Source organism: Actinomycetospora soli, from assembly GCF_021026295.1.
Taxonomy (GTDB): domain Bacteria; phylum Actinomycetota; class Actinomycetes; order Mycobacteriales; family Pseudonocardiaceae; genus Actinomycetospora; species Actinomycetospora soli.
Window position 1 is genome coordinate 353,081 of record NZ_JAJNDA010000005.1, and the last position, 20,485, is coordinate 373,565.

19 protein-coding genes are annotated in these 20,485 nt (G+C 74.8%); all 19 read right to left on the reverse strand.

The features are described from left to right. Position 1: 1 nt before the first annotated feature. Complete coding sequence (locus tag LN037_RS10845; RefSeq protein ID WP_230751941.1) at positions 2–472, reverse strand: Rieske (2Fe-2S) protein; 471 nt, start codon at positions 470–472, stop codon at positions 2–4. Between the two features lie 64 nt (positions 473–536). Further along, a complete protein-coding gene (locus LN037_RS10850; protein ID WP_230751942.1) occupies positions 537–1,229 on the reverse strand; it encodes an HAD family hydrolase in 693 nt (230 codons plus the stop codon). A 476-nt stretch (positions 1,230–1,705) separates the two neighbouring features. After that, positions 1,706–2,731 (reverse strand): quinone-dependent dihydroorotate dehydrogenase, encoded by a 1,026-nt coding sequence (locus LN037_RS10855; RefSeq protein ID WP_230751943.1) that lies wholly within the window; start codon positions 2,729–2,731, stop codon positions 1,706–1,708. After that, the gene (locus tag LN037_RS10860) at positions 2,728–3,210 is read right to left on the reverse strand and encodes a PH domain-containing protein (RefSeq protein ID WP_230751944.1); all 483 of its coding nucleotides are present in this window, start codon (positions 3,208–3,210) and stop codon (positions 2,728–2,730) included. The genes LN037_RS10855 and LN037_RS10860 overlap by 4 nt, the downstream gene beginning before the upstream one ends. Continuing rightward, positions 3,207–3,713, reverse strand: coding sequence for a 6,7-dimethyl-8-ribityllumazine synthase (gene ribH, locus LN037_RS10865; RefSeq protein WP_230751945.1), 507 nt, complete (start codon positions 3,711–3,713; stop codon positions 3,207–3,209). The genes LN037_RS10860 and ribH overlap by 4 nt, the downstream gene beginning before the upstream one ends. Next, the gene (locus LN037_RS10870; RefSeq protein ID WP_230751946.1) at positions 3,710–4,975 is read right to left on the reverse strand and encodes a bifunctional 3,4-dihydroxy-2-butanone-4-phosphate synthase/GTP cyclohydrolase II; all 1,266 of its coding nucleotides are present in this window, start codon (positions 4,973–4,975) and stop codon (positions 3,710–3,712) included. Before LN037_RS10870 ends, ribH begins: the two co-directional genes overlap by 4 nt. Then, the gene (locus tag LN037_RS10875; RefSeq protein ID WP_230751947.1) at positions 4,972–5,616 is read right to left on the reverse strand and encodes a riboflavin synthase; all 645 of its coding nucleotides are present in this window, start codon (positions 5,614–5,616) and stop codon (positions 4,972–4,974) included. Before LN037_RS10875 ends, LN037_RS10870 begins: the two co-directional genes overlap by 4 nt. A 122-nt stretch (positions 5,617–5,738) precedes the next feature. Continuing rightward, positions 5,739–6,428: a ribulose-phosphate 3-epimerase gene (gene rpe, locus LN037_RS10880; RefSeq protein WP_230751948.1), complete on the reverse strand. Its 690-nt coding sequence runs from the start codon at positions 6,426–6,428 to the stop codon at positions 5,739–5,741. A 24-nt stretch (positions 6,429–6,452) separates the two neighbouring features. Further along, positions 6,453–7,916 carry an RsmB/NOP family class I SAM-dependent RNA methyltransferase gene (locus tag LN037_RS10885; protein WP_230751949.1) on the reverse strand — a complete coding sequence of 488 codons (1,464 nt, stop codon included), beginning with the start codon at positions 7,914–7,916 and terminating at the stop codon, positions 6,453–6,455. Next, positions 7,913–8,854 carry a methionyl-tRNA formyltransferase gene (gene fmt, locus LN037_RS10890; RefSeq protein ID WP_230751950.1) on the reverse strand — a complete coding sequence of 314 codons (942 nt, stop codon included), beginning with the start codon at positions 8,852–8,854 and terminating at the stop codon, positions 7,913–7,915. Before fmt ends, LN037_RS10885 begins: the two co-directional genes overlap by 4 nt. Further along, complete coding sequence (def, locus tag LN037_RS10895; protein WP_230751951.1) at positions 8,855–9,436, reverse strand: peptide deformylase; 582 nt, start codon at positions 9,434–9,436, stop codon at positions 8,855–8,857. Positions 9,437–9,846: 410 nt separating this feature from the next. Beyond that, positions 9,847–11,940 (reverse strand): primosomal protein N', encoded by a 2,094-nt coding sequence (locus tag LN037_RS10900; RefSeq protein WP_230752149.1) that lies wholly within the window; start codon positions 11,938–11,940, stop codon positions 9,847–9,849. 202 nt (positions 11,941–12,142) lie between these two features. Next, on the reverse strand, positions 12,143–13,339 hold the full coding sequence (metK, locus tag LN037_RS10905; protein WP_230752158.1) for a methionine adenosyltransferase: 1,197 nt from the start codon (positions 13,337–13,339) through the stop codon (positions 12,143–12,145). A gap of 167 nt (positions 13,340–13,506) precedes the next feature. Then, the gene (gene coaBC, locus LN037_RS10910; RefSeq protein WP_230751952.1) at positions 13,507–14,724 is read right to left on the reverse strand and encodes a bifunctional phosphopantothenoylcysteine decarboxylase/phosphopantothenate--cysteine ligase CoaBC; all 1,218 of its coding nucleotides are present in this window, start codon (positions 14,722–14,724) and stop codon (positions 13,507–13,509) included. A 32-nt stretch (positions 14,725–14,756) separates the two neighbouring features. Continuing rightward, positions 14,757–15,041, reverse strand: a complete 285-nt coding sequence (rpoZ, locus tag LN037_RS10915) for a DNA-directed RNA polymerase subunit omega (RefSeq protein WP_179793234.1) — start codon at positions 15,039–15,041, stop codon at positions 14,757–14,759. Continuing rightward, positions 15,038–15,688, reverse strand: a complete 651-nt coding sequence (gene gmk, locus LN037_RS10920; protein ID WP_230751953.1) for a guanylate kinase — start codon at positions 15,686–15,688, stop codon at positions 15,038–15,040. Before gmk ends, rpoZ begins: the two co-directional genes overlap by 4 nt. Continuing rightward, positions 15,685–16,002, reverse strand: coding sequence for an integration host factor, actinobacterial type (gene mihF / locus LN037_RS10925; protein ID WP_018333653.1), 318 nt, complete (start codon positions 16,000–16,002; stop codon positions 15,685–15,687). Before mihF ends, gmk begins: the two co-directional genes overlap by 4 nt. Before the next feature lie 203 nt (positions 16,003–16,205). Then, positions 16,206–17,126: an orotidine-5'-phosphate decarboxylase gene (gene pyrF, locus LN037_RS10930; protein ID WP_230751954.1), complete on the reverse strand. Its 921-nt coding sequence runs from the start codon at positions 17,124–17,126 to the stop codon at positions 16,206–16,208. Beyond that, positions 17,123–20,485, reverse strand: coding sequence for a carbamoyl-phosphate synthase large subunit (gene carB / locus LN037_RS10935; protein WP_230751955.1), 3,363 nt, complete (start codon positions 20,483–20,485; stop codon positions 17,123–17,125). Before carB ends, pyrF begins: the two co-directional genes overlap by 4 nt.

A 20,485-nucleotide genomic window follows, 5' to 3' on the forward strand; every position in this document is an offset into this window, starting at 1 on the left:
CTTACGCGAACTGCACCTGCCCGTTCACGACGGTCGTCGCGACGGGGGTGAGCCCACTCTCCGCCGGGCCCTTCTTGAGGGCGCCCGACGTGGCGTCGAACTGGCTGCCGTGGTTCGGGCAGGTGATGGTGCCGCCCTCGGGCGGGTCGACCGGGGTGCCCTGGTGCGGGCACGCGGCGTCGAAGGCCTTGATGACGCCGGCCTGGGGCTGGGTGAGCACGACCGGCCCGTTCGGCCCCTCCACGACGACGCCGCCGCCGACCGGGACCGCGGAGACCGGGGTGCCGCCCGCGGGCGGGGCGGTGGTGGCGCCGCCGGTCGCCCCGCTGCCGCCGCCGGCGGGTGCCGTGCTCTCGCCGCCCGACGAGCAGGCGGCGAGGGCGGCGGGTGCGGCGAGGGCGACGACGAGGCCGCACAGGGCGCGACGGCGGGTCAGGCCGCCCGGGGTCGCAGGCGTGTTCTCGAGGGTCACGGGCGGAGGCCTCCGTCGGGGTCGCGGTGGTGGTCGCGGCTGGTCGTCGAACCTACTCGGGGCGTCACTCGGGCAGGGCGAGCAGCCCGGCGACGACGTCGTCCAGGCTCTCCGCCACGACGTGCGGCCGGAGTACGGCGTCGGGGACCCGGCCCTCGAGCCGCTCGCAGTAGCCGCCGAGGAGCCCGGCCGCCTGGGCACCGTGGACGTCCCAGGAGTGCACCGCGACCAGGGCCGTCCGGCCCGGCTCACCGCCCACGCGCTGCACCGCGAAGTCGTACACCCGCCGCGGCGGCTTGAACGAGGCGATCTCCTCGCAGGAGAAGACGTCGTCGAGCAGGTCGCGCACGCCGGCGTTCTCCAGGGCCGCGCTCGCCGTGGCGGCCGAGCCGTGCGTGAAGCCGTAGGCGGCCACGCCGGCGTCGCGGAGCAGCGTGAACGCGGCGCGGACGTCGTCGTGGACGGGCAGTTCGCGGAAGCCGTCGAGGACCGAGGCGACCTGGTCGTCGTCGAGGTCGCGTCCGCTGGTGCGTCGGAGCATGTCGGTGGCGACCGTCCGGAACGGCGGCGCCTCGCCCGCGAGCGTCATCGCCATGCCCTGGTGCAGCAGCCGGGCGAAGAACAGCTCCAGCTCGTGACCCGGGCGGCCCAGGGCGACGAACCGCGGCCGCAGGCCCTCCAGCTGCAGGCAGGTCTCGAAGAGGTCGAACAGCACGACCTTCGGACGGCGGGCGGGCGCGGGCTGCGGGGCGGTCACGGGCGCCCATCGTGCCGGGTGTGCCGTAGCTCGGCGCGTTCAGTCGGGATCGGCTCGGGTCGCCGGGTGCTCGGTGCGGCCGGCTCGCGCGCGGCGCACACATTCGGTTGGGAGGGACGTTCGTGGTCCGGGATCTCTGCGCGTGGCGCACACAGTCGGCCGGGAGGGACGTTCGTGGTCGGGGACTTCTGCGCGTGGCGCACACAGTCGGCCGGGAGAGACGTCCGTCGTCCGGCACTTCTGCGCGTGGCGCACATATTCAGGCGGGTCGGGCGTCCGCGTGGAAGAACCTGCGCGTCGCGCACACGCTCCGCGTGGAGGGACGCTCGTCGTCGAGGGACCCCCGCGCCACACTCGGTCCGGCAGATAGCCCGTCGGGCCGCATCGAGGTCCCCCCCGGCGTTGTGTGCGGGACGCGCGGGGTTCAGTAGACGGGTGCCGTGGTCCCGCGGATGTGTGTGCGGGACGCGCGGAGGTCAGGTCGACAGCGGGCGTGCGAGCTCGGTGTTGACCCGCGCGGGCCAGGCGGGCCCGCCGTAGACGAACCCGGTGTAGGACTGCACCAGCGTGGCGCCGGCGTCGAGGCGACGGCGGGCCTCGGCGGCATCGGCGATGCCGCCGACGGAGACGATCGTCAACCGGCCGCCCACCCGCGCGACGAGGCGCGCGAGGATCGCGCGGGCGGGCTCGACGAGCGGGGCGCCGGACAGGCCGCCGGTGCCCGCGGCGTCCACGACGGCGGGGTCGGAGCGCAGCCCGGACCGCGCGACCGTCGTGTTGGTGGCGACGATCCCGTCCAGGCCCGCGGTCACCGCGAGGTCCGCGACCGCGTCGACCCCGTCGTCGTCGAGATCGGCCGTGATCTTGACGAGCAGCGGCGTCGCGCCGATCTCCTCGCGCACCGCCGCGAGCAGCGGCTCGAGGGCGTCGACGCCCTGGAGGTCGCGCAGGCCGGGGGTGTTCGGGGAGGACACGTTGACGACGACGTAGTCGGCGTACGGACCGAGGGCACGCGCGGAGTACCGGTAGTCGGCGACGGTCTGCTCGGGCCCCGTGGCGGCCTTCGACTTGCCGATGTTGACGCCGAGCACGGTGCCGAGCGGCCCGCCGTCGCGCAGCTGCGCCAGCCGCTCGGCGACGGCGTCCGCACCGGCGTTGTTGAAGCCCATGCGGTTGACCAGCGCGCGGTCGTCGGGCAGGCGGAACAGGCGGGGCCGGGGGTTGCCGGGCTGCGGCCGGGCGGTGACGGTGCCGATCTCGACGGCGCCGAACCCGAGTCGGGCGAGCCCGCGGATGCCCTCGGCGTCCTTGTCGTAGCCCGCGGCGACCCCGAGCGGCGACGGGAACGTCAGGCCCATCGCGGTGACCGCGAGCGACGGGTCCGGGGTGCGCTCCGGGATCACCGGCGTGGCCGCGGCGAGGGCGCGGATCCCGATGCGGTGGGTCCGCTCGGCCGGCACGCGCACCGCGACGTGCCGGAAGAGCGACTCGTACAGCGTCACCGGGCGTACGTCGCGTGCAGGTCCCGCAAACCCTTCACGGCCTCGACGGCGTGGAGCTTGTCCACGGCCTGGATCGCGGAGACGACCAGGTACTCGTCGTCGGGCAGGTCGATCCGGGCGAACTGGGCGCCGTCGGGGAAGCTGATGCCGACCACGTCGGCCCACGCGACGCGTCGCGTGAGGATCGTCGCGCGGACCTCCACCCCGCCGGCGCCCGCGCGCAGCCGGGGCCGGGTGAACAGCAGCGCGCAGCCCGCGAGGATCAGCCCGAGGACGACCATGGCGACCTGGTCGGCGGGCCGGAAGTTGAAGCCCGCCGACTCGACGTACACCAGCAGCGCGCCGCCGGCGAAGAACGCGAACAGCAGGATCGCGACGACCCAGGCGACCCACCGGATGCGCCGCGGCCGGATCTCCAGCTCGACCGGGCCGAGGTCCAGACCCTCGGGCGGGACGACGACCGGGGAGTCGGCGCTCATCGCGCGAACCCGACGGGCGCGCGGTGCGTCCCGTCGCGCAACTGCTTGAGGGTGATCGCGGCGTCGAGGGCGGCCACGACCGCCTCGAACCCCTTGTCCTCCGTCGACTGCGGGGTCCCGGCGCGCTCCCAGGCCTGGTCGAGGTTCTCCGTCGTGAGCACCCCGTTGCCGACCGGCGTGCGCTCGTCGAGCCCGACGCGCAGCAGCCCCGCCGTCACGGCGTCGCAGACGTAGTCGAAGTGCGGCGTCGCGCCGCGGATCACCACGCCGAGCCCGACGACCGCGTCGTGCCCGGCCGCGAGGCCCTGGCAGACGACGGGCAGCTCCATCGCGCCCGCCACCCGCACCACCGTCGGGTGCTCGACGTTGCCGCGCTCGGCCGCGAGCAGCGCCCGCTCGAGCATCGTCTCGACGATCTCGGCGTTCCACCGGGTCGCCGCGATCCCCAGGCGCAGGCCCGTGGCGTCCGGCACCGCGATGTCGGGGCGTCCCTGCGTGCTCATGCGCCGGACTCGCTGCTCGCCAGGCCGGCCTCGTAGACGTCGAGGCCCTGGAGGTCGTGCCCCATGCGGTCCCGCTTGGTGCGCAGGTAGTGCAGGTTCTCCGGGGTCGCGCGCAGCGGCAGGGCGACGCGGTCGAGGATCGTCAGGCCGTAGCCCTCGAGCCCCGCGCGCTTCTCCGGGTTGTTCGTCAGCAGGCGCATGCTCCTGATGCCGAGGTCGGCGAGGATCTGGGCACCGGTGCCGTAGTCCCGCGCGTCGGCGGGCATGCCGAGCGCGAGGTTCGCGTCGACGGTGTCGGCCCCGGCGTCCTGCAGCTGGTAGGCCTGCAGCTTGTGGATCAGGCCGATCCCCCGGCCCTCGTGGCCGCGCACGTAGAGCACCACCCCGCGGCCCTCGGCGGCGACGGCGGCCATCGCGGCGTCGAGCTGCGGGCCGCAGTCGCAGCGGCGGGAACCGAGGACGTCGCCGGTGAGGCACTCGGAGTGCACGCGGACCAGGACGTCCTCGCCGTCGCCGAGGTCGCCGTAGACCAGGGCGAGGTGCTCGATGCCGTCGAGCAGCGAGTCGTACCCGTAGGCCTCGAACTCGCCGTGGACGGTCGGGAGGTGCGCGTGGGCGACCTGTGCGACCTGCTTCTCCGACCGGCGCCGGTAGGCGATCAGGTCCTTGATGGTGATGAGCGCGAGGTCGTGCTCGTCGGCGAACACCGCGAGCTCCTCGTAGCGCGCCATCTCGCCGTCGTCCTTCTGCGAGACGATCTCGCAGATCGCGCCGGCGGGCTCCAGCCCGGCGAGGCGGGCGAGGTCGACGGCGGCCTCGGTGTGCCCGGGGCGGCGCAGGACGCCGCCGTCGCGGGCCCGCAGCGGGACGACGTGCCCGGGGCGGGAGAGGTCGGTGGCCGCCGACGCCGGGTTGGCGAGGACCTGGATGGTCCGGGCACGGTCGGCGCCGGAGATGCCGGTGCCGATGCCCTCGCGGGCGTCGACGGACACCGTGTAGGCGGTGCCGTGCCGGTCCTGGTTGATGGAGTGCGCGGGCGGCAGGTCGAGGCGGTCGCACGCCTCGCCGGTCAGCGGCACGCAGATGTAGCCCGAGGTGTAGCGCACCATGAAGGAGACGAGCTCCGGCGTCGCCTTCTCGGCGGCGAAGATCAGGTCGCCCTCGTTCTCGCGGTCCTCGTCGTCGACCACGACGACGGCCTTGCCCGCGGCGATGTCCTCGATGGCCCGCTCGATGTGCTCGAAGCCGTCCACGTGGTTCATGCTCCCGACTCCGTTCCCGCCGGCTGCTGCACGGACCCCGTGCCGAGCAGCCGTTCGACGTACTTGGCCACCACGTCGACCTCCAGGTTCACGGTCGCGCCGACCTCGCGCGACCCGAGGGTGGTCTCGGCGAGCGTGGTGGGGATCAGCCCGACGGCGAACCCGTCGTCGTCCACCTCGGTCACGGTGAGGCTCACGCCGTCCACGGCGATCGAGCCCTTCTCGACGATGTAGCGCGCGATCCCGACGCTCCCGTCTGCCGCGCGCGGGGTGCGGAAGCGCACCGCGGTCCAGTGCTCGGACGGTTCGACGGCCGCGACCGTGGCCGTGCCGTCGACGTGGCCCTGCACGATGTGCCCGCCGAGCCGGGCGCCCGCCGCCAGGGCACGCTCCAGGTTCACCGGGGTTCCGGCGGCCGCGCCCGCGAGGCTCGAGCGGCGCAGGGTCTCGCCCATGACGTCGACGGCGAACGACTCCGGCTCCGGGTCGACCACCGTCAGGCACACGCCGTTGACCGCGATCGAGTCGCCGGGCCGGGCGTCGGAGACCACCAGCGGGCCGCGGATGCGCAGCCGGGCGGCGTCCGCCTGCGGGGTGACGTCGACGATCTCGCCGACCTCCTCCACGATCCCCGTGAACACTCCTGGCTCCCCTGCCCCGTCGTCCGGTCGTCGCTCGCGTGAACGATCGACGCTGCCTGCATCATCCTCGCGCGGCCGTCGCTCACCGGGTCCCTTCCCGGTGACAACCGCCACTGCTCAGGTTACTCGCGAGTAGACCGTGAACGGTGCGGGGAGACCGCCGCGGCCTGCTCGCGCAGCGCCGCGACCGCCCGCGCCGGGTCGTCCGCGCCGTAGACCGCGCTGCCCGCGACGAAGCAGTCGACCCCGGCCTCGGCGGCCTGCTCCACGGTGTCCGCGCTGATCCCGCCGTCGATCTCGACGAGCACCCGCAGGTGCCCGGTGTCGACCAGCCGCCGCGCCGTGCGGACCTTGTCCAGCACCTCGGGCATGAAGCTCTGCCCGCCGAAGCCGGGCTCCACGCTCATGACGAGCAGCGTGTCGTAGTCGGCGAGGACCTCGATCCAGTCCTCGAGCGGCGTCCTCGGCTTGATGGAGAGCCCGGCGAGGGCGCCGGCGGCGCGGAGGTCCTTCGCGAGCTTGCGCGGGTCGTGCGCGGCCTCGGCGTGCACGGTGACGTTGTGGGCCCCGGCCTCCGCGTAGGGCGGCGCCCAGCGGTCCGGGTCCTCGATCATCAGGTGGCAGTCCAGCGGGATGTCGGTGGCCCGCAGCAGGCTCTCCACCACCGGCAGGCCGAGCGTCAGGTTGGGCACGAAGTGCGCGTCCATGACGTCGACGTGTAGCCAGTCGGAGCCGTGCACCGCCGCGGCCTCGTCGGCGAGCCGGGCGAAGTCCGCGGACAGGATGCTGGGTGCGATGAGCGGGGCGGGCACGGCCCCAGTCTCCCGCACCCCTGATCAGCCGCTGCGCCGCAGGGTCGCGCAGTACATGGCGTCGGTCCCGTGCCGGTGCGGCCACAGCTGCAGGCCTGGCCCCGTCCCGACGTCGGACCCGGTCAGCTCGGGCAGGGCGGCGGCGGTGTCGAGCACCTCGGCGCCGGTCGCCGCCGCGACGGCCCGGACGACGTCGACCGTCTCCTCCGGGTGCGGCGAGCAGGTCGCGTAGGTGACCACCCCGCCGGGCCGCACCCGCTCCAGGGCGTGGGTGAGCAGGTCGCGCTGCAGCGCCGTCAGGTCGACGACGTCCTCGGGCCGGCGGCGCCAGCGGGCCTCCGGACGGCGGCGCAACGCCCCCAGCCCGGTGCACGGTGCGTCGACGAGGACGCGGTCGTAGGCCGCCTCGGGCAGCGCGATCTCGCGGGCGTCGCCGGTGTGCACGCGCACGGGCAGGCCGGCGGTGGCCTTCTCGACGAGGGCCGCGCGGTGCGGGGCGCGGTCGACGGCGTCGAGGGTGGCGCCGGAGATCGCGGCGAGCGCACCGAGCAGGGCGGCCTTGCCGCCGGGGCCCGCGCACAGGTCGAGCCAGAGCTCGTCGCGGCCCTCGAGCGGGGCACGGGCGGCGGCGAGCGCGACCAGCTGGCTGCCCTCGTCCTGCACCGCGGCGAGGCCCTCGCGGACCGGCTCGAGGTCGCCGGGGTCGCCGCCCTCGGTGAGCAGCACCCCGTAGGGCGAGTACGGCGCCTCCTCGCCCCCGGTGATCGCAGCCAGTTCCTCGGCGCTGATCTCGCCCGGGCGCGCCGCGAGGTGGACCGCGGGCCGGGCGTCGTCGGCCGCGAGCGCCGCGTCGAGCTCGGACTCCGGCAGGACCGCCGCGAAGACCTCGGCGATCCAGCGCGGGTGGGCGTGCACGAACGCGAGGTGCCCGACCGGGTCGGTCCCCGCGTCCGGCGCGAGCTCGGCGACCCACCCGGCCTCGTCGCGCTCCGCCACCTTGCGCAGCACCGCGTTGACGAAGCCGGTCGGCTTCGAGCCCGCCCGCGAGCGCACGAGCTCCACCGTGGCGCCCACCGCGGCGTGTGCGGGGATGCGGGTGCGCAGCAGCTGCTGGGCTCCGAGGCGCAGGGCGTCGAGGACGACGCCGTCGAGCCGGTCGAGGGGTCGGTCGACGCACGCGGAGAGCACGGCGTCGAGCAGGCCCTGCGCCCGGCACGCGCCGTAGGCGAGGTCGGTGGCCAGGGCGGCGTCGCGGCCGGAGACGCGGCGCTCGCGCAGCAGTCGCGGCAGCGTCAGGTTGGCGTAGGCGTCGTCCTCGCGGACGGCCCGCAGGGTGTCGAGGGCGGCCTCGCGGGCGGCGTCGCCCTGCGGCGGACGGTTCGGCCCGGAGCGGCCGCGCGGCGGGCCCGACCGGTGCGGTCGGTCGGGCTTGCGGCGCGGTCCCTTGCCGGAGCGGTGGCCGCCGGGCGGGACGGAGCTGTCGGTCATCCGGTTCCCGTCGTCTCGAACCGCTCCCCCGCCGTCGGCTGGACGCCGCGGCTCCAGTCGACCGCGGGCATCATCGGCTTGCCGGCCGGCTGCACGCTGCCCAGCACGACGGGCGCCGCGGCCGTCCCGACGAGGACCCGCCTGCGCTCCACGACGATCTCCCCCGGGGCCAGGTCGTCGAAGCCCGTCGTCGTGACCGGGCCCAGCTTGAGCCGGGTACCGCGGAACTCGGTCCACGCCCCCGGGGCCGGCGTGACCGACCGGACGTGCCGGTCGATCGCGAGCGGCGGGTCGGTCCAGCGGACCCGGGCGTCGTCGACGGTGACCTTCGGGGCGACCGAGACGCCCTCGGCGGGCTGCGGCACGGGCTGCAGGGAGCCGTCGGCGATCCCGTCGAGGGTCGCCGCGAGCAGGCCCGCCCCGCTGTGGCTGAGCCGCTCGAGCAGCGCGCCTGCGGTGTCGTCGTCGGCGATCTTCTCGGTGACGGTCCCGAACACCGGGCCGGTGTCCATGCCCTCCTCGAGCCGGAACGTGCTGGCGCCGGTGATCTCGTCCCCGGCGCGGATCGCGGCCTGCACCGGCGCGGCCCCGCGCCACGCGGGCAGCAGGGAGAAGTGGAGGTTGACCCAGCCGTGGGCCGGGATCGCGAGGGCCGCCGGACGCAGCAGGTTCCCGTAGGCGACGACGGGACAGCAGTCCGGTGCGATCGCCGTGAGGCGCGCGAGGAACTCGGGGTCCGACGCCTTCGCCGGGGTCAGCACCTCGACCCCGGCCTCGTCGGCCAGCAGGCCCACCGGGGAGCGCTGCAGCCGGCGCTTCCGCCCGGCGGGCGCGTCGGGGCGGGTGACCACGGCGACGACCTCGTGCGCGGTGCCCTCCAGCAGGCGGCGCAGCGAGGGTACGGCGGGGTCCGGGGTGCCGGCGAAGACGAGCCGCATCTAGCGGACGCCCCCGAACAGCGGGTTGACCTTCTGCGACGGGTCGGCCACGTGCGGGTTCTGCTTGATGCGCGGCGGCGCCGTGGGGTCGAACCACTCGGCCTGGCGGATCGCCGCCATCGCCTCCTTGCGGGTCGCCGCGTCCAGCCGGTCGAGGAAGAGCACCCCGTCGAGGTGGTCGGTCTCGTGCTGGATGGCGCGGGCCAGCATGGCCGTGCCCTCGACCCGCAGCGGCTCGCCGTGCATGTCCCAGCCGGTCGCGACCACGTGGTCGTACCGCGTGCAGTCCCAGCGGAAGCCCGGGATGGACAGGCAGCCCTCGGGGCCGGTCTGCTCGGTGTCGTCGAGGACGTTCCAGGTCGGGTTGACCAGGTGGCCGTGCATGTCCTCGCCGGCGCGGTAGGTGAACACGCGCAGCCCCACGCCGATCTGCGGCGCCGCGAGACCGGCCCCGCCCTGCTCCCGCATCGTCTCGTCGAGGTCGGCGACGAGCTGGCGCAGCTCCTTGTCGAACGTGGTCACCTCGGCGGCGCGCTCCCGCAGGACGGGATCCCCGAAGTAGCGGACGGGCTGGACGGTCACGGTCGTCCAGTCTAGGCGCGTGCCCGATCCGGCCGAGTCGGCGCACACCCCTCGCCCGCGCCGCGCGGGGCGCACACACTCCGGCGGCTGTGGCGCAGGGCTTCACGAGAACCTACGCGAGGCGCACACACCGTGCCGGCGCGCGCACAGCGCCTCGGGGAACCTGCGCGTGGCGCACACACCGCGGCGACCGCACGGCGCCACGACGAGCCCCCGCACTCCGCACGTATCCGGGGATGTGTGCTTGGCGCGCTGGTTTCTCGGGACCCGGGTCGTGGGGCGTCGGATCTGTGTGCGTGGCGCGTCGGATCGTCGGGACCCACGTCGTGGGGTGTTCGCCCCGGTCCGTGAGGGGAGGATTCGAGCGCTCTTGTGGCACGAGGGTTCCCCTCGCGCGGGGGTGGACGGGGTCAGAGCGGGTCGTGCGGGTCGAGCAGCACCCGGACCGGCTCGCGTTCGCGCCGTGCGCCGCGCACCGCCTGCGCCTCCTGCAGGGCCCGCGCGAGCTCCCGGCCCACCGGCCGCGGCACGCGCACCAGGATCCGTTCGGCCCGCTCGGTGCGTTCGTCGGCGCCCGGCAGCCGCGTGCCCGGCGGCAGCTCGACGGGCCCGAGGACGTCGGCGTCCGCCGGGAGCCGGGTGGTGTCGACGAGGTCGCGCAGCGCCTCCGGGTCGCCGTCCAGGGCGGCCATCCGGACGGCGGGTGGCAGGCCCAGCTCGGTGCGGGCGTCCAGTTCCGCGCCGGCGTGCCCGGCCGGGTCCCACCGGATCAGGGCCTGCACGGCGGGCAGGTTCGACTCGGCCACCACGACCACGCGCCCGCCCTCCGGGCCCGGGCGCACGAGCTTCGCGGCGGCGAACCAGCGCCGGACCGTGTCCTCGGCCGCGCGCAGCTCCGGGCGCGCGAGCAGGGCGGCCCCGTCCAGCAGCAGCGCCGCGCCGTAGCCGCCGTCGGCGACCGGCTCGGCCCCGGGCGTGGCGACGACGATGGCGGGCGCCGCGTCGACCGTCTCCAGGATCGTCGCCCCTCCCCCGGAGCTGCGGACCACCGTCTGCGGGAAGGCCCGCCCGAGCTCCTCGGCGGTCCGGCCCGCGCCCACGACGGTGGCCCGCACGCGCGGGGAGGCGCACGCCGGGCAGCGGTAGTTGGTGGCGGGGCGGCCGCACCAGCGGCAGGTCGGCGGGGCGGGGACGTCCTCGGTCCCGGCGGGGATGCCGAGCGGCCCGTGGCAGTGCCGGCACCGGGCGGGCTCGCGGCACTGCGCGCAGGCGATGGCGGGGAGGTAGCCGCGGCGCGGGACCTGGACCAGCACCGGGCGGCCCGCCCCGAGTGCGGCCCGTGCGGCCTCGAACGCCACCGAGGGGATACGGGCCGCGCGCGCGGTGGGGTCGCGCAGCAGCTGCCGCTCGTCCTCCCCGATCGCGGTGACGCGCGGGGCGTGCTCGCGGACGGTCGAGCGCTCGGCCGCGATCGGGTGCGCCCACCCGCTGCGGACGAGCACCTCGGCCTCCGCGGTGCGGGTGGTGCCGGCGACGAGCAGGGCGGCGCCACTGCCGTGCGCACGGGCGATGAGGACGTCGCGGGTGTGCGGGTACGGCGCGCGCGGCTCGGTGTGCGAGTCGTCCCCGTCGTCCCACACCGCGAGCAGGCCCGGGTCGGACACCGGGGCGAACGCGGCCGCGCGGGTGCCGATCGCGAGCCGGGCGCGGCCGCGCGAGACCGCCAGCCACCGGCGGTAGCGCTCGGCGGGTCCGAGGTCGGCGGCCAGCGCGGCGACCTGCTCCTCCCCCACGACCTCGACGCACGCCGCGTGCAGGCGGTCCAGGTCGCGCCGGTCGGGCACGACGATCACGGCGCCCCGACCCGCGGCGAGCGTCGCCCGTGCGGCCTCCGCGAGCCGCCGCGCCCAGTCCTCCCCGGGCAGCGCCTGCCACACCCCGTGCGCGGGCCGGTGCGCGACCAGCGCCTCGAGGAACGCCGGGCCGCGCGGGTAGGCCGCCCAGCCCGACCCGTCGTCGGGAGCCGGCGGCGGGACCGGCCCCGACCCCCTGTCGGCGTGCTCGGTCGCTGTGTCGGGAGCGACGGTCTCCTTCTCCACCCGCGCGTGCCGCGGCGGCAGCGCGAGGCGCAGGACGTCGGCGAGCGTGCCGGCGTAGCGGTCGGCCACGGTGCGGCAGAGCGCGGCGAGCTCGGGCGAGAGCACCGGCTCGGGCGAGACGACCTTCTCCAGCCACTGCAGCCGGCCGTCGTGCTCGGTGGTGTCGGAGCGCGCGAGGACGTAGCCGTCGACCACGCGCCCGGCGAAGCGCACCCGCACGCGCGCCCCGACCACGGCGGCCTCGTCGAGCTGGACCGGCACGCGGTAGTCGAACGGCCGGTCGAGGTGCGGCAGCGGCACGTCGACCGCCACCGACGCGACCGAGTCCTGCTCCGCGGGCAGCCGCTCGTTGTGCTTCGGCGGCCGCTTCTGTTTTGCGACGGCGGGTGGTGCCGGCTCGGGCATCCCGGGCAGCGCCAGCAGCGCCTCGTCGCCCGGTGATCCGTTCACGGCCGCCGGTCTACCAGAGCGCCCCGACCGCCCGGGCGACGATGCGGATTTCCTGCTGCTGGACGACAGCAACGACGCTTTCCTGCCACCGAGGGCACGCACGACGACGGCCCGGCCACCCCTGCAGGGGCGGCCGGGCCGTGGGGTCGTGCAGGCGTCAGCCGGCGATCGACTTCAGCTGGTCGGCGCGGTCGGTGCGCTCCCAGGGCAGGTCGAGGTCGTCGCGGCCGAAGTGGCCGTACGCGGCGGTCGGCTGGTAGATCGGGCGGAGCAGCTCGAGGTCGCGCACGATCGCGCCGGGGCGCAGGTCGAACACCTCGGCGATGGCCTTCTCGATCTTGGCCGGGTCGACGTTCGCGGTGCCGAACGTCTCGAGGAACACACCGACGGGCTCGGCCTTGCCGATGGCGTAGGCGAGCTGGACCTCGGCGCGGCGGGCGAGGCCCGCGGACACGACGTTCTTGGCGACCCAGCGGCCCGCGTACGCGGCGGAGCGGTCGACCTTCGACGGGTCCTTGCCGGAGAAGGCGCCGCCGCCGTGGCGGGCGTAGCCGCCGTAGGTGTCGACGATGATCTTGCGGCCGGTCAGGCCGGCGTCACCCATGGGGCCACCGACGACGAAGCGGCCGGTCGGGTTCACCAGGACGCGCGTGTTCGACGAGTCGAGGTCGATGCCCTCGAGCACGGGCTGGATCACCTTCGAGCGGATGTCGGGCGCGAGCATCTCGTCGAGGTCGATGTCCGACGCGTGCTGCGTGGAGAGCACGACGGTCTCCACGCCGACCGGCTTGTCGCCGTCGTAGGCGATGGTGACCTGGGTCTTGCCGTCGGGACGCAGGTAGGGCAGGACGCCCTCGCGCCGGACGCTGGTCAGCTTGCGCGCGAGCCGGTGGGCGAGCCCGATCGGCAGCGGCATGAGCTCGGGGGTGTCGGCGTCGGCGTAGCCGAACATGAGGCCCTGGTCGCCGGCGCCCTGCCTGGCGATCTCGTCCTCGGAGCCCTCGACGCGGGACTCGTAGCCCTGGTCGACGCCCTGCGCGATGTCGGCGGACTGCGCGCCGATCGAGATCGAGACGCCGCAGGTCTCGCCGTCGAAGCCCTTCGCGGACGAGTCGTAGCCGATGTCCAGGATGGTCTTGCGGACGATGTCCACGTAGTTCACGTGGGCGTTGGTGGTGACCTCGCCGGCCACGTGGACCTGGCCCGTGGTCACCATCGACTCGACGGCCACACGGCTCTTGGGGTCCTGCGCCAGCAAGGCGTCCAGAATCCCGTCGGAGATGGCGTCGCAGATCTTGTCCGGGTGGCCCTCGGTGACGGACTCGGAGGTGAACAAACGCCTAGCGGGCACAATCTCTCCCTGCCTCGACAGTGGGACCGGGCAACACTAACGGCATCCGGCCCATCGGGCAGGCCACTGACCGGCGCTTCTGCGCACCGCGTCACAGTGCGGTTGTGCTCGGTCACCAGGTGTGGGAGTGGAATTCACGCCCGATTTCGTCACGGAGCGTGGCTGGGCGTTCACGCCAGGCGATCGGCCACCGTGTCCCAGACGCGCGCCGCGAGCGTCGCCTTCGAGCCCATCGGCAGCTGCACCGACGACCCGTCGGCCCCGAGCAGCCAGCCCTCGTTGTCGGTGCCCTCGAAGGCGTTGTGCCCGGTGACGCCGCCGACGGCGTTGACGACGAGGTAGTCGCACCCCTTGCGTTCGAGCTTCGCCCGGCCGAAGGACAGGACGTCGTGCTCGGCGTCGCCGGTCTCCGCCGCGAAGCCGATCACGAGCCGGCCGGGCACCTGCTCGGCCACGAGCTCGGCGAGGATGTCGGGGTTGCGTGTGAGACGGATCGCGTCCGGTTCCCCGGGACCCTTCTTGATCTTGAAACCGGCCACGTCCACCGGCCGGAAGTCGGCCACGGCGGCGGCCATGACGACCACCTCGGCGCCCTTCGCGGCGTCGAGGACCGCCGTGCGCATCTCCTCGGTGGTGCGGACGCCCACCACGTCGACCGCGGCGGGCGGCTCGAGGGCGGCGGTGGTGCCCGCGACGAGCGTGACCCGGGCGCCGCGCTGGGCGGCGACGCGGGCGAGCGCGTAGCCCTGCCGGCCGGAGGAGCGGTTGCCGAGGGTGCGCACCGGGTCGAGCGGCTCGGCGGTGCCACCGGCGGAGACGACCACGTGGCGGCCCTCGAGGTCCCGCGGCAGCGCGGCGGGGTTCTCCAGGAGCAGCCGGGCGAACTCGGCGATCTCGACGGGCTCGGGCAGGCGGCCGGGCCCGGAGTCGGCGCCGGTCAGCCGGCCGGAGGCGGGCTCGAGCACGACGGTGCCGCGGCGGCGGAGCGTGGCGACGTTGTCCACCGTCGCCGGGTGGTCCCACATCTCGGTGTGCATCGCCGGCGCGGCGAGCACCGGACATCGCGCCGTGAGCAGCGTCGAGGTCAGCAGGTCGTCCGCGCGGCCCGCCGCCATCCGCGCGAGCAGGTCGGCGGTGGCGGGGGCGCAGACGACGAGGTCGGCCCGGCGGCCGAGGGCGACGTGCGTGACGTCGGGGACGTGCTCGAACACCCCCGAGAGGACCTCGCGGCCGGAGAGGGCCTCGAAGGTCGCCTTCCCGATGAACTCGAGGGCGTTCGGGGTGGCCACCACCTGCACGTGGTGGCCGGCCTCGCGCAGCCGGCGGAGCAGTTCGCAGGCCTTGTAGGCGGCGATGCCGCCGGCGACGCCGAGGACGATCTCAGCCATGGCGGTCGGCTACCCGATCCGGATCGTCGGGACTACTCGCCCTCGGTGTGCTCGAGCAGGTGCGAGTGGATCTCGCGCATCGCGATCGACAGCGGCTTCTCGCGCGGGCCCGGCTCCACGAGCGGGCCGACGTACTCGAGCAGGCCCTCGCCGAGCTGGGCGTAGTAGTCGTTGATCTGCCGCGCCCGCTTGGCCGCGTAGATCACCAGCGCGTACTTCGAGCTGACCGTCTCCAGCAGCTCGTCGATCGGCGGGTTGGTGATGCCCTCGGGCACGTCGTGGAAGCCACCGGTGACGCGACTGGTGGTGATGCTCATTCACTGGCTCCTGCGGATCGGGGTCCGACCGCCCCGGCCCGGGCATCGCCGCAGGCAGGCTCGTCGGAGGGGTGTGCCAAGTCTACCAACCGGCGCGCGGTCTCCCGGACGTCGTGGTTCACCAGCCCGACGTCGAACTCGCGGCGGGCGTCGAGTTCGATGCGGGCGGTGGCGAGCCGCCGGTCGATCACGTCCTGGGGTTCGGTCCCGCGGCCGGTGAGCCGGTCCACCAGGACCTCCCACGACGGCGGCTCCAGGAACACCAGCAGCGCGTCCGGCCGGCGTTGCCGCACCGCCCGCGCGCCGGCGAGGTCGAGCTCCAGGAGGACCGGCTGCCCGGCGGCGAGGTGGTCCTCCACCGGCTGCGCCGGCGTGCCGGAGCGGTGCAGGCCGCGGTGGATGGAGGCCCACTCGAGCATCTCGCCCTCGGCGACCATCCGGTCGAAGTCCGCGTCGGAGACGAAGTGGTACTCCCGGCCGTCCTGCTCACCGGGCCGGGCCGCCCGGGTGGTGGCCGAGACGCTGAACCACAGCGGGGCCTCCATCCGGCGCAGCTCGGCCACGACGGTGCTCTTGCCGACGCCGGACGGGCCGGCGAGGACGAGCAGACGTCCCCGCCCGCCCGCGCCTCCGTCGTCCCGGGTCACTCCCCGTCGAACTCCGCGAGCAGCGCCTTGCGCTGGCGCTCTCCGAGGCCGCGCAGGCGGCGGCTGGGGGCGATCTCGAGGCGCTCCATGATCTGCTGGGCGCGGACCTTGCCGACGCCCGGGAGGGCCTCGAGCAGGGCCGAGACCTTCATCTTGCCGAGCACCTCGTCCGAGTCGGCCTGCTCGAGCACGTCACCGAGGGTGGTACCGCCGCGCTTGAGCCGCTCCTTGAGCTCGGCCCGGGCGCGGCGGGCAGCGGCGGCCTTCTCCAGCGCGGCCGCCCGCTGCTCCTCGGTCAGCTCGGGAAGTGCCACGGTCTCCTCCGATATCAGTGCTGGGATGGGTGCGGGCCCCCACGCTCGGCGGGGCGCGCTCGTCGTCAGCGAACGTACCGTCTGGGGTGCGAGTCCACAGTGCTCGGGTGTCCGGGGCGTGAACGGTGTCGCGGTCCGCGGGCAGCCGCTTCGGGGCGCGTCCCGTCCGGCCCGGCCGCAGGCGGTGGGCCGGTCGGCGGGTGCTACGCGCCGATCGGTCCGGCGGGCAGCGCCAGGGAGCGCAGCGCACCGTTCAACGCCCGACACGCGTCGCGCAGCGCCTCCGGGTCGGGGCCCGCGGACAGGATCTCCCGCGAGCTGGACGGGACGACGGGTCCGGTGCCGTCGGCGAACGTGCGGGCCAGGTCGTCCGGGGTGGCGCCCTGCGCGCCCAGCCCCGGGACGAGGACGGGTCCGTACAGCCGCGTGAGGTCGAGCCCGTGGGCCCGGCCGGTGGTGCCCCCGGTGGCACCGACGACGACGCCCGCGGGCCCGCTGCCGCCCGCGCCGGCCCGCGCCGCGTTCGCGGCGGCACAGGCGTCGACCACGCTCTGCGCGACCTCCCGCATCCCCGGCGACGACGGGTCCGACAGCGAGGTCCACGACTGGGCCGACTGCACCGCCGACGCCTCCGGGTTCGAGGTGCGGGCCAGCACGAACACCCCGCGGCCGGTCTCGGCGGCGAGGTCGAGGGCGGGGGTCAGCGAGCCGACGCCCAGGTAGGGCGACAGCGTCACCGCGTCGGCCGCCAGCGGTGAGGTGTCGGCCAGCCAGGCCCGCGCGTAGGCGGTCATGGTCGAGCCGATGTCCCCGCGCTTGGCGTCCGCGACGGTGAGCAGGCCGGCGTCACGGGCGTCGGCGAGGACCCGCTCGAGCGCCCGCACTCCCCCGCTGCCGTGCACCTCGAACAACGCCACCTGCGGCTTCACGACGGCGACGTGGCCCGCCAGGGCGGCGACCGCGTCCCGTCCGAAGCGCTCCACGCCCGCCGCGTCGTCCTCGTGGCCCCACCGCGCGAGCAGGCCCGGGTGGGGGTCGATCCCGACGCACAGCGGGCCGTGCGCGGCGACGGCGGCGGTGAGGCGGTCGGTGAAGGCCGACCGCCCGGTCGGCCCGGCCGTCACACGCCCTCCGTGGCCCGGGCCTTCGCCAGCCGCTCGTGCAGCACCTGCAGCGGGGTGACCGTGATCTCCCCCCGGATGACCGCCTCGATGCCCTGCACCGCGGCCGCCGCGCCCTGCACCGTCGTGATGCACGGGACGCCGACGTTGAGGGCCGCCGCGCGGATCTCGTAGCCGTCGATGCGGGGGCCGGTGTGCCCGACCGGGGTGTTGATGATCATGCCGACCTCGCCCGCGAGGATCGTGTCGACGATGTTGTCCGGCCCCTCGAAGTGCTTTCGCACCACCTGCGCGGGGATGCCGTTGCGCTCCAGCACGCTCGCCGTGCCCGCCGTCGCGAGGATCTCGAAGCCGAGGTCGGCGAGGCGCTTCACGGGAAAGATCAGCGCCCGCTTGTCGCGGTTCGCGACCGACACGAAGATCTTCCCGGACGTCGGGAGCGGACCGGACGCGGCCGCCTGGGCCTTCGCGAAGGCCGTCGAGAAGGCCACGTCGATGCCCATGACCTCGCCCGTCGACTTCATCTCGGGGCCGAGCAGCGAGTCCACCCCGCGGCCGTCGGGCCGGCGGAAGCGGTGGAAGGGCAGCACGGCCTCCTTGACCGCCACCGGGTGCTGCGGGGGCAGGTTCCCGCCGTCGCCGCTCGCGGGCAGGAGGCCCTCGTGGCGCAGGTCGGAGATCGTCGCACCGAGCATCACCCGGGCAGCCGCGCTGGCGAGCGGCACGCCGGTCGCCTTGGAGACGAACGGGGCCGTGCGGCTGGCACGCGGGTTGGCCTCGAGGACGTAGAGCGTCTCGTCCTTGAGGGCGTACTGCACGTTCATCAGGCCGAGGACGCCGAGCCGGCGGGCCAGCGCGACGGTCGAGGCGCGCACCATCTCGAGGTCGGAGAGACCGAGCGTGATCGGCGGCAGGGTGCACGACGAGTCGCCGGAGTGGACCCCCGCCTCCTCGATGTGCTCCATGATCCCGCCGAGGTAGACCTCGCCGGTGGCGTCGCACAGCGCGTCGACGTCGATCTCGATCGCGTCGTCGAGGAAGCGGTCGACGAGGACCGGGTGGTCGGGCGTGACCTCGGTGGCCCGTGCGATGTAGTCGGCGAGGGTCTCGTCGTCGTAGACGATCTCCATGCCGCGCCCGCCCAGCACGTACGACGGGCGGACCAGCACGGGGTAGCCGATCTCGGCGGCGATCTCGCGGGCCCCGTCGAAGCTGGTCGCGGTGCCGTAGGGCGGCGCGGGCAGGCCGGCGTCGTCGAGCACGTGCCCGAACGCGCCGCGCTCCTCGGCGAGGTCGATGGCGGCCGGCGGCGTGCCCACGATCGGCACGCCCGCGGCCTCGAGGGCGGCCGCGAGCTTCAGCGGGGTCTGCCCGCCGAGCTGGACGACCACGCCCGCCAGGCCGCCGGTGTACCCGCCGTCGGGACGGCGCTGCGCGTCGCCCCCGCCGGACGTGCGCTCGGAGTGGACCACCTCGAGCACGTCCTCCTCGGTGAGGGGCTCGAAGTACAGGCGGTCGGCGGTGTCGTAGTCGGTGGAGACGGTCTCCGGGTTGCAGTTGAGCATGACCGTCTCGAAGCCCGCGGCGCGCAGCGCGGTCGCGGCGTGGACGCACGAGTAGTCGAACTCGATGCCCTGCCCGATCCGGTTCGGGCCCGAGCCCAGGATGATGACCTTGGGCTTCTCGGTCTGCGCGACCACCTCGGACTCGGCCGCGGGGTCGGACTCGTAGGCCGAGTAGTGGTACGGCGTGCGTGCCTCGAACTCCGCCGCGCAGGTGTCGACGGTCTTGTAGACCGGGCGCACGCCGAGGCGGTGGCGCAGTGCCCGCACCCCCGCCTCGCCGGCGAGCTCGGGTCGCGTCGTCGCGATCTGCAGGTCGGACAGGCCCGCGCGCTTGGCGCGGCGCAGCAGCCCGGCGTCGAGCACCGGGGCGTCGGCGATCTCGCGGCGCAGCGCCACGATGCCCTCGATCTGCTCGACGAACCACGGGTCGATGCCGGAGGCCTCGGCCACCTCGGTCACCGTGGCGCCGAGCCGCAGCGCGCGCTCGACGGCGTAGAGCCGGCCGTCGCGGGGCAGCGCGGCCTGCTTGAGCGCGTCGTCCCGGGACAGGCCCAGCGGGTCGGGGCGGGTGCCGAAGCTCGCGTCCTTCGTCTCGCTCGAGCGCAGGGCCTTGTTCAGCGCCTCGGGGAAGCTGCGACCGAGCGCCATCGCCTCGCCGACCGACTTCATCGTCGTCGTGAGCGTGGGGTCGGCGCCGGGGAACTTCTCGAAGGCGAACCGCGGCACCTTGACCACCACGTAGTCGAGGGTGGGCTCGAAGCTCGCCGGGGTCTCGCCGGTGATGTCGTTGGTGATCTCGTCGAGGGTGTAGCCGACGGCGAGGCGCGCGGCGATCTTCGCGATCGGGAAGCCGGTGGCCTTCGAGGCCAGGGCCGAGGACCGCGAGACGCGCGGGTTCATCTCGATGACGACGAGGCGCCCGGTGGTCGGCTCCACCGCGAACTGGATGTTGCAGCCGCCGGTCTCGACGCCGACCTCGCGCAGCACCTCGATGCCGGTGTCGCGCATGACCTGGTACTCGCGGTCGGTCAGCGTCATCGCCGGGGCGACGGTCACCGAGTCGCCGGTGTGCACGCCCATCGGGTCGACGTTCTCGATGGAGCAGATGACGACGACGTTGTCCTTGCCGTCGCGCATCAGCTCGAGCTCGTACTCCTTCCAGCCGAGCACCGACTCCTCGATGAGGACCTCGTGCACGGGGCTGGCGGCCAGGCCGGTGCCGGCGAGGCGCTCGAGCTCCTCGTCGGTGTAGGCCAGGCCGGAGCCGAGGCCGCCCATGGTGAACGAGGGCCGGATGACGACCGGGAGGCCGACCTCGGCCACCGTCGCGCGGACCTCCTCCATGGAGTGGCAGACCTCGGAGCGCGGGACGTCGCCGCCGATCGAGCGGACGATCTCCTTGAACTTGAGGCGGTCCTCGCCGCGCTGGATCGCGTCGACGTCGGCACCGATGAGCTCGACGCCGTAGCGCTCGAGCACCCCGGCGTCGTGCAGGGCGATGGCGGTGTTCAGCGCGGTCTGGCCGCCGAGGGTGGCGAGCAGCGCGTCCGGGCGCTCGGCCTCGATGACCTTCGTGACGTGCTCGACGTCGATCGGCTCGACGTACGTGGCGTCCGCGTACTCCGGGTCGGTCATGATCGTCGCCGGGTTGGAGTTCACGAGGGAGACCCGCAGGCCCTCCTCGCGCAGCACCCGGCAGGCCTGCGTGCCCGAGTAGTCGAACTCGCAGGCCTGGCCGATCACGATCGGGCCGGAGCCGATGACCAGGACGTGGTGGATGTCCTCGCGGCGCGGCAT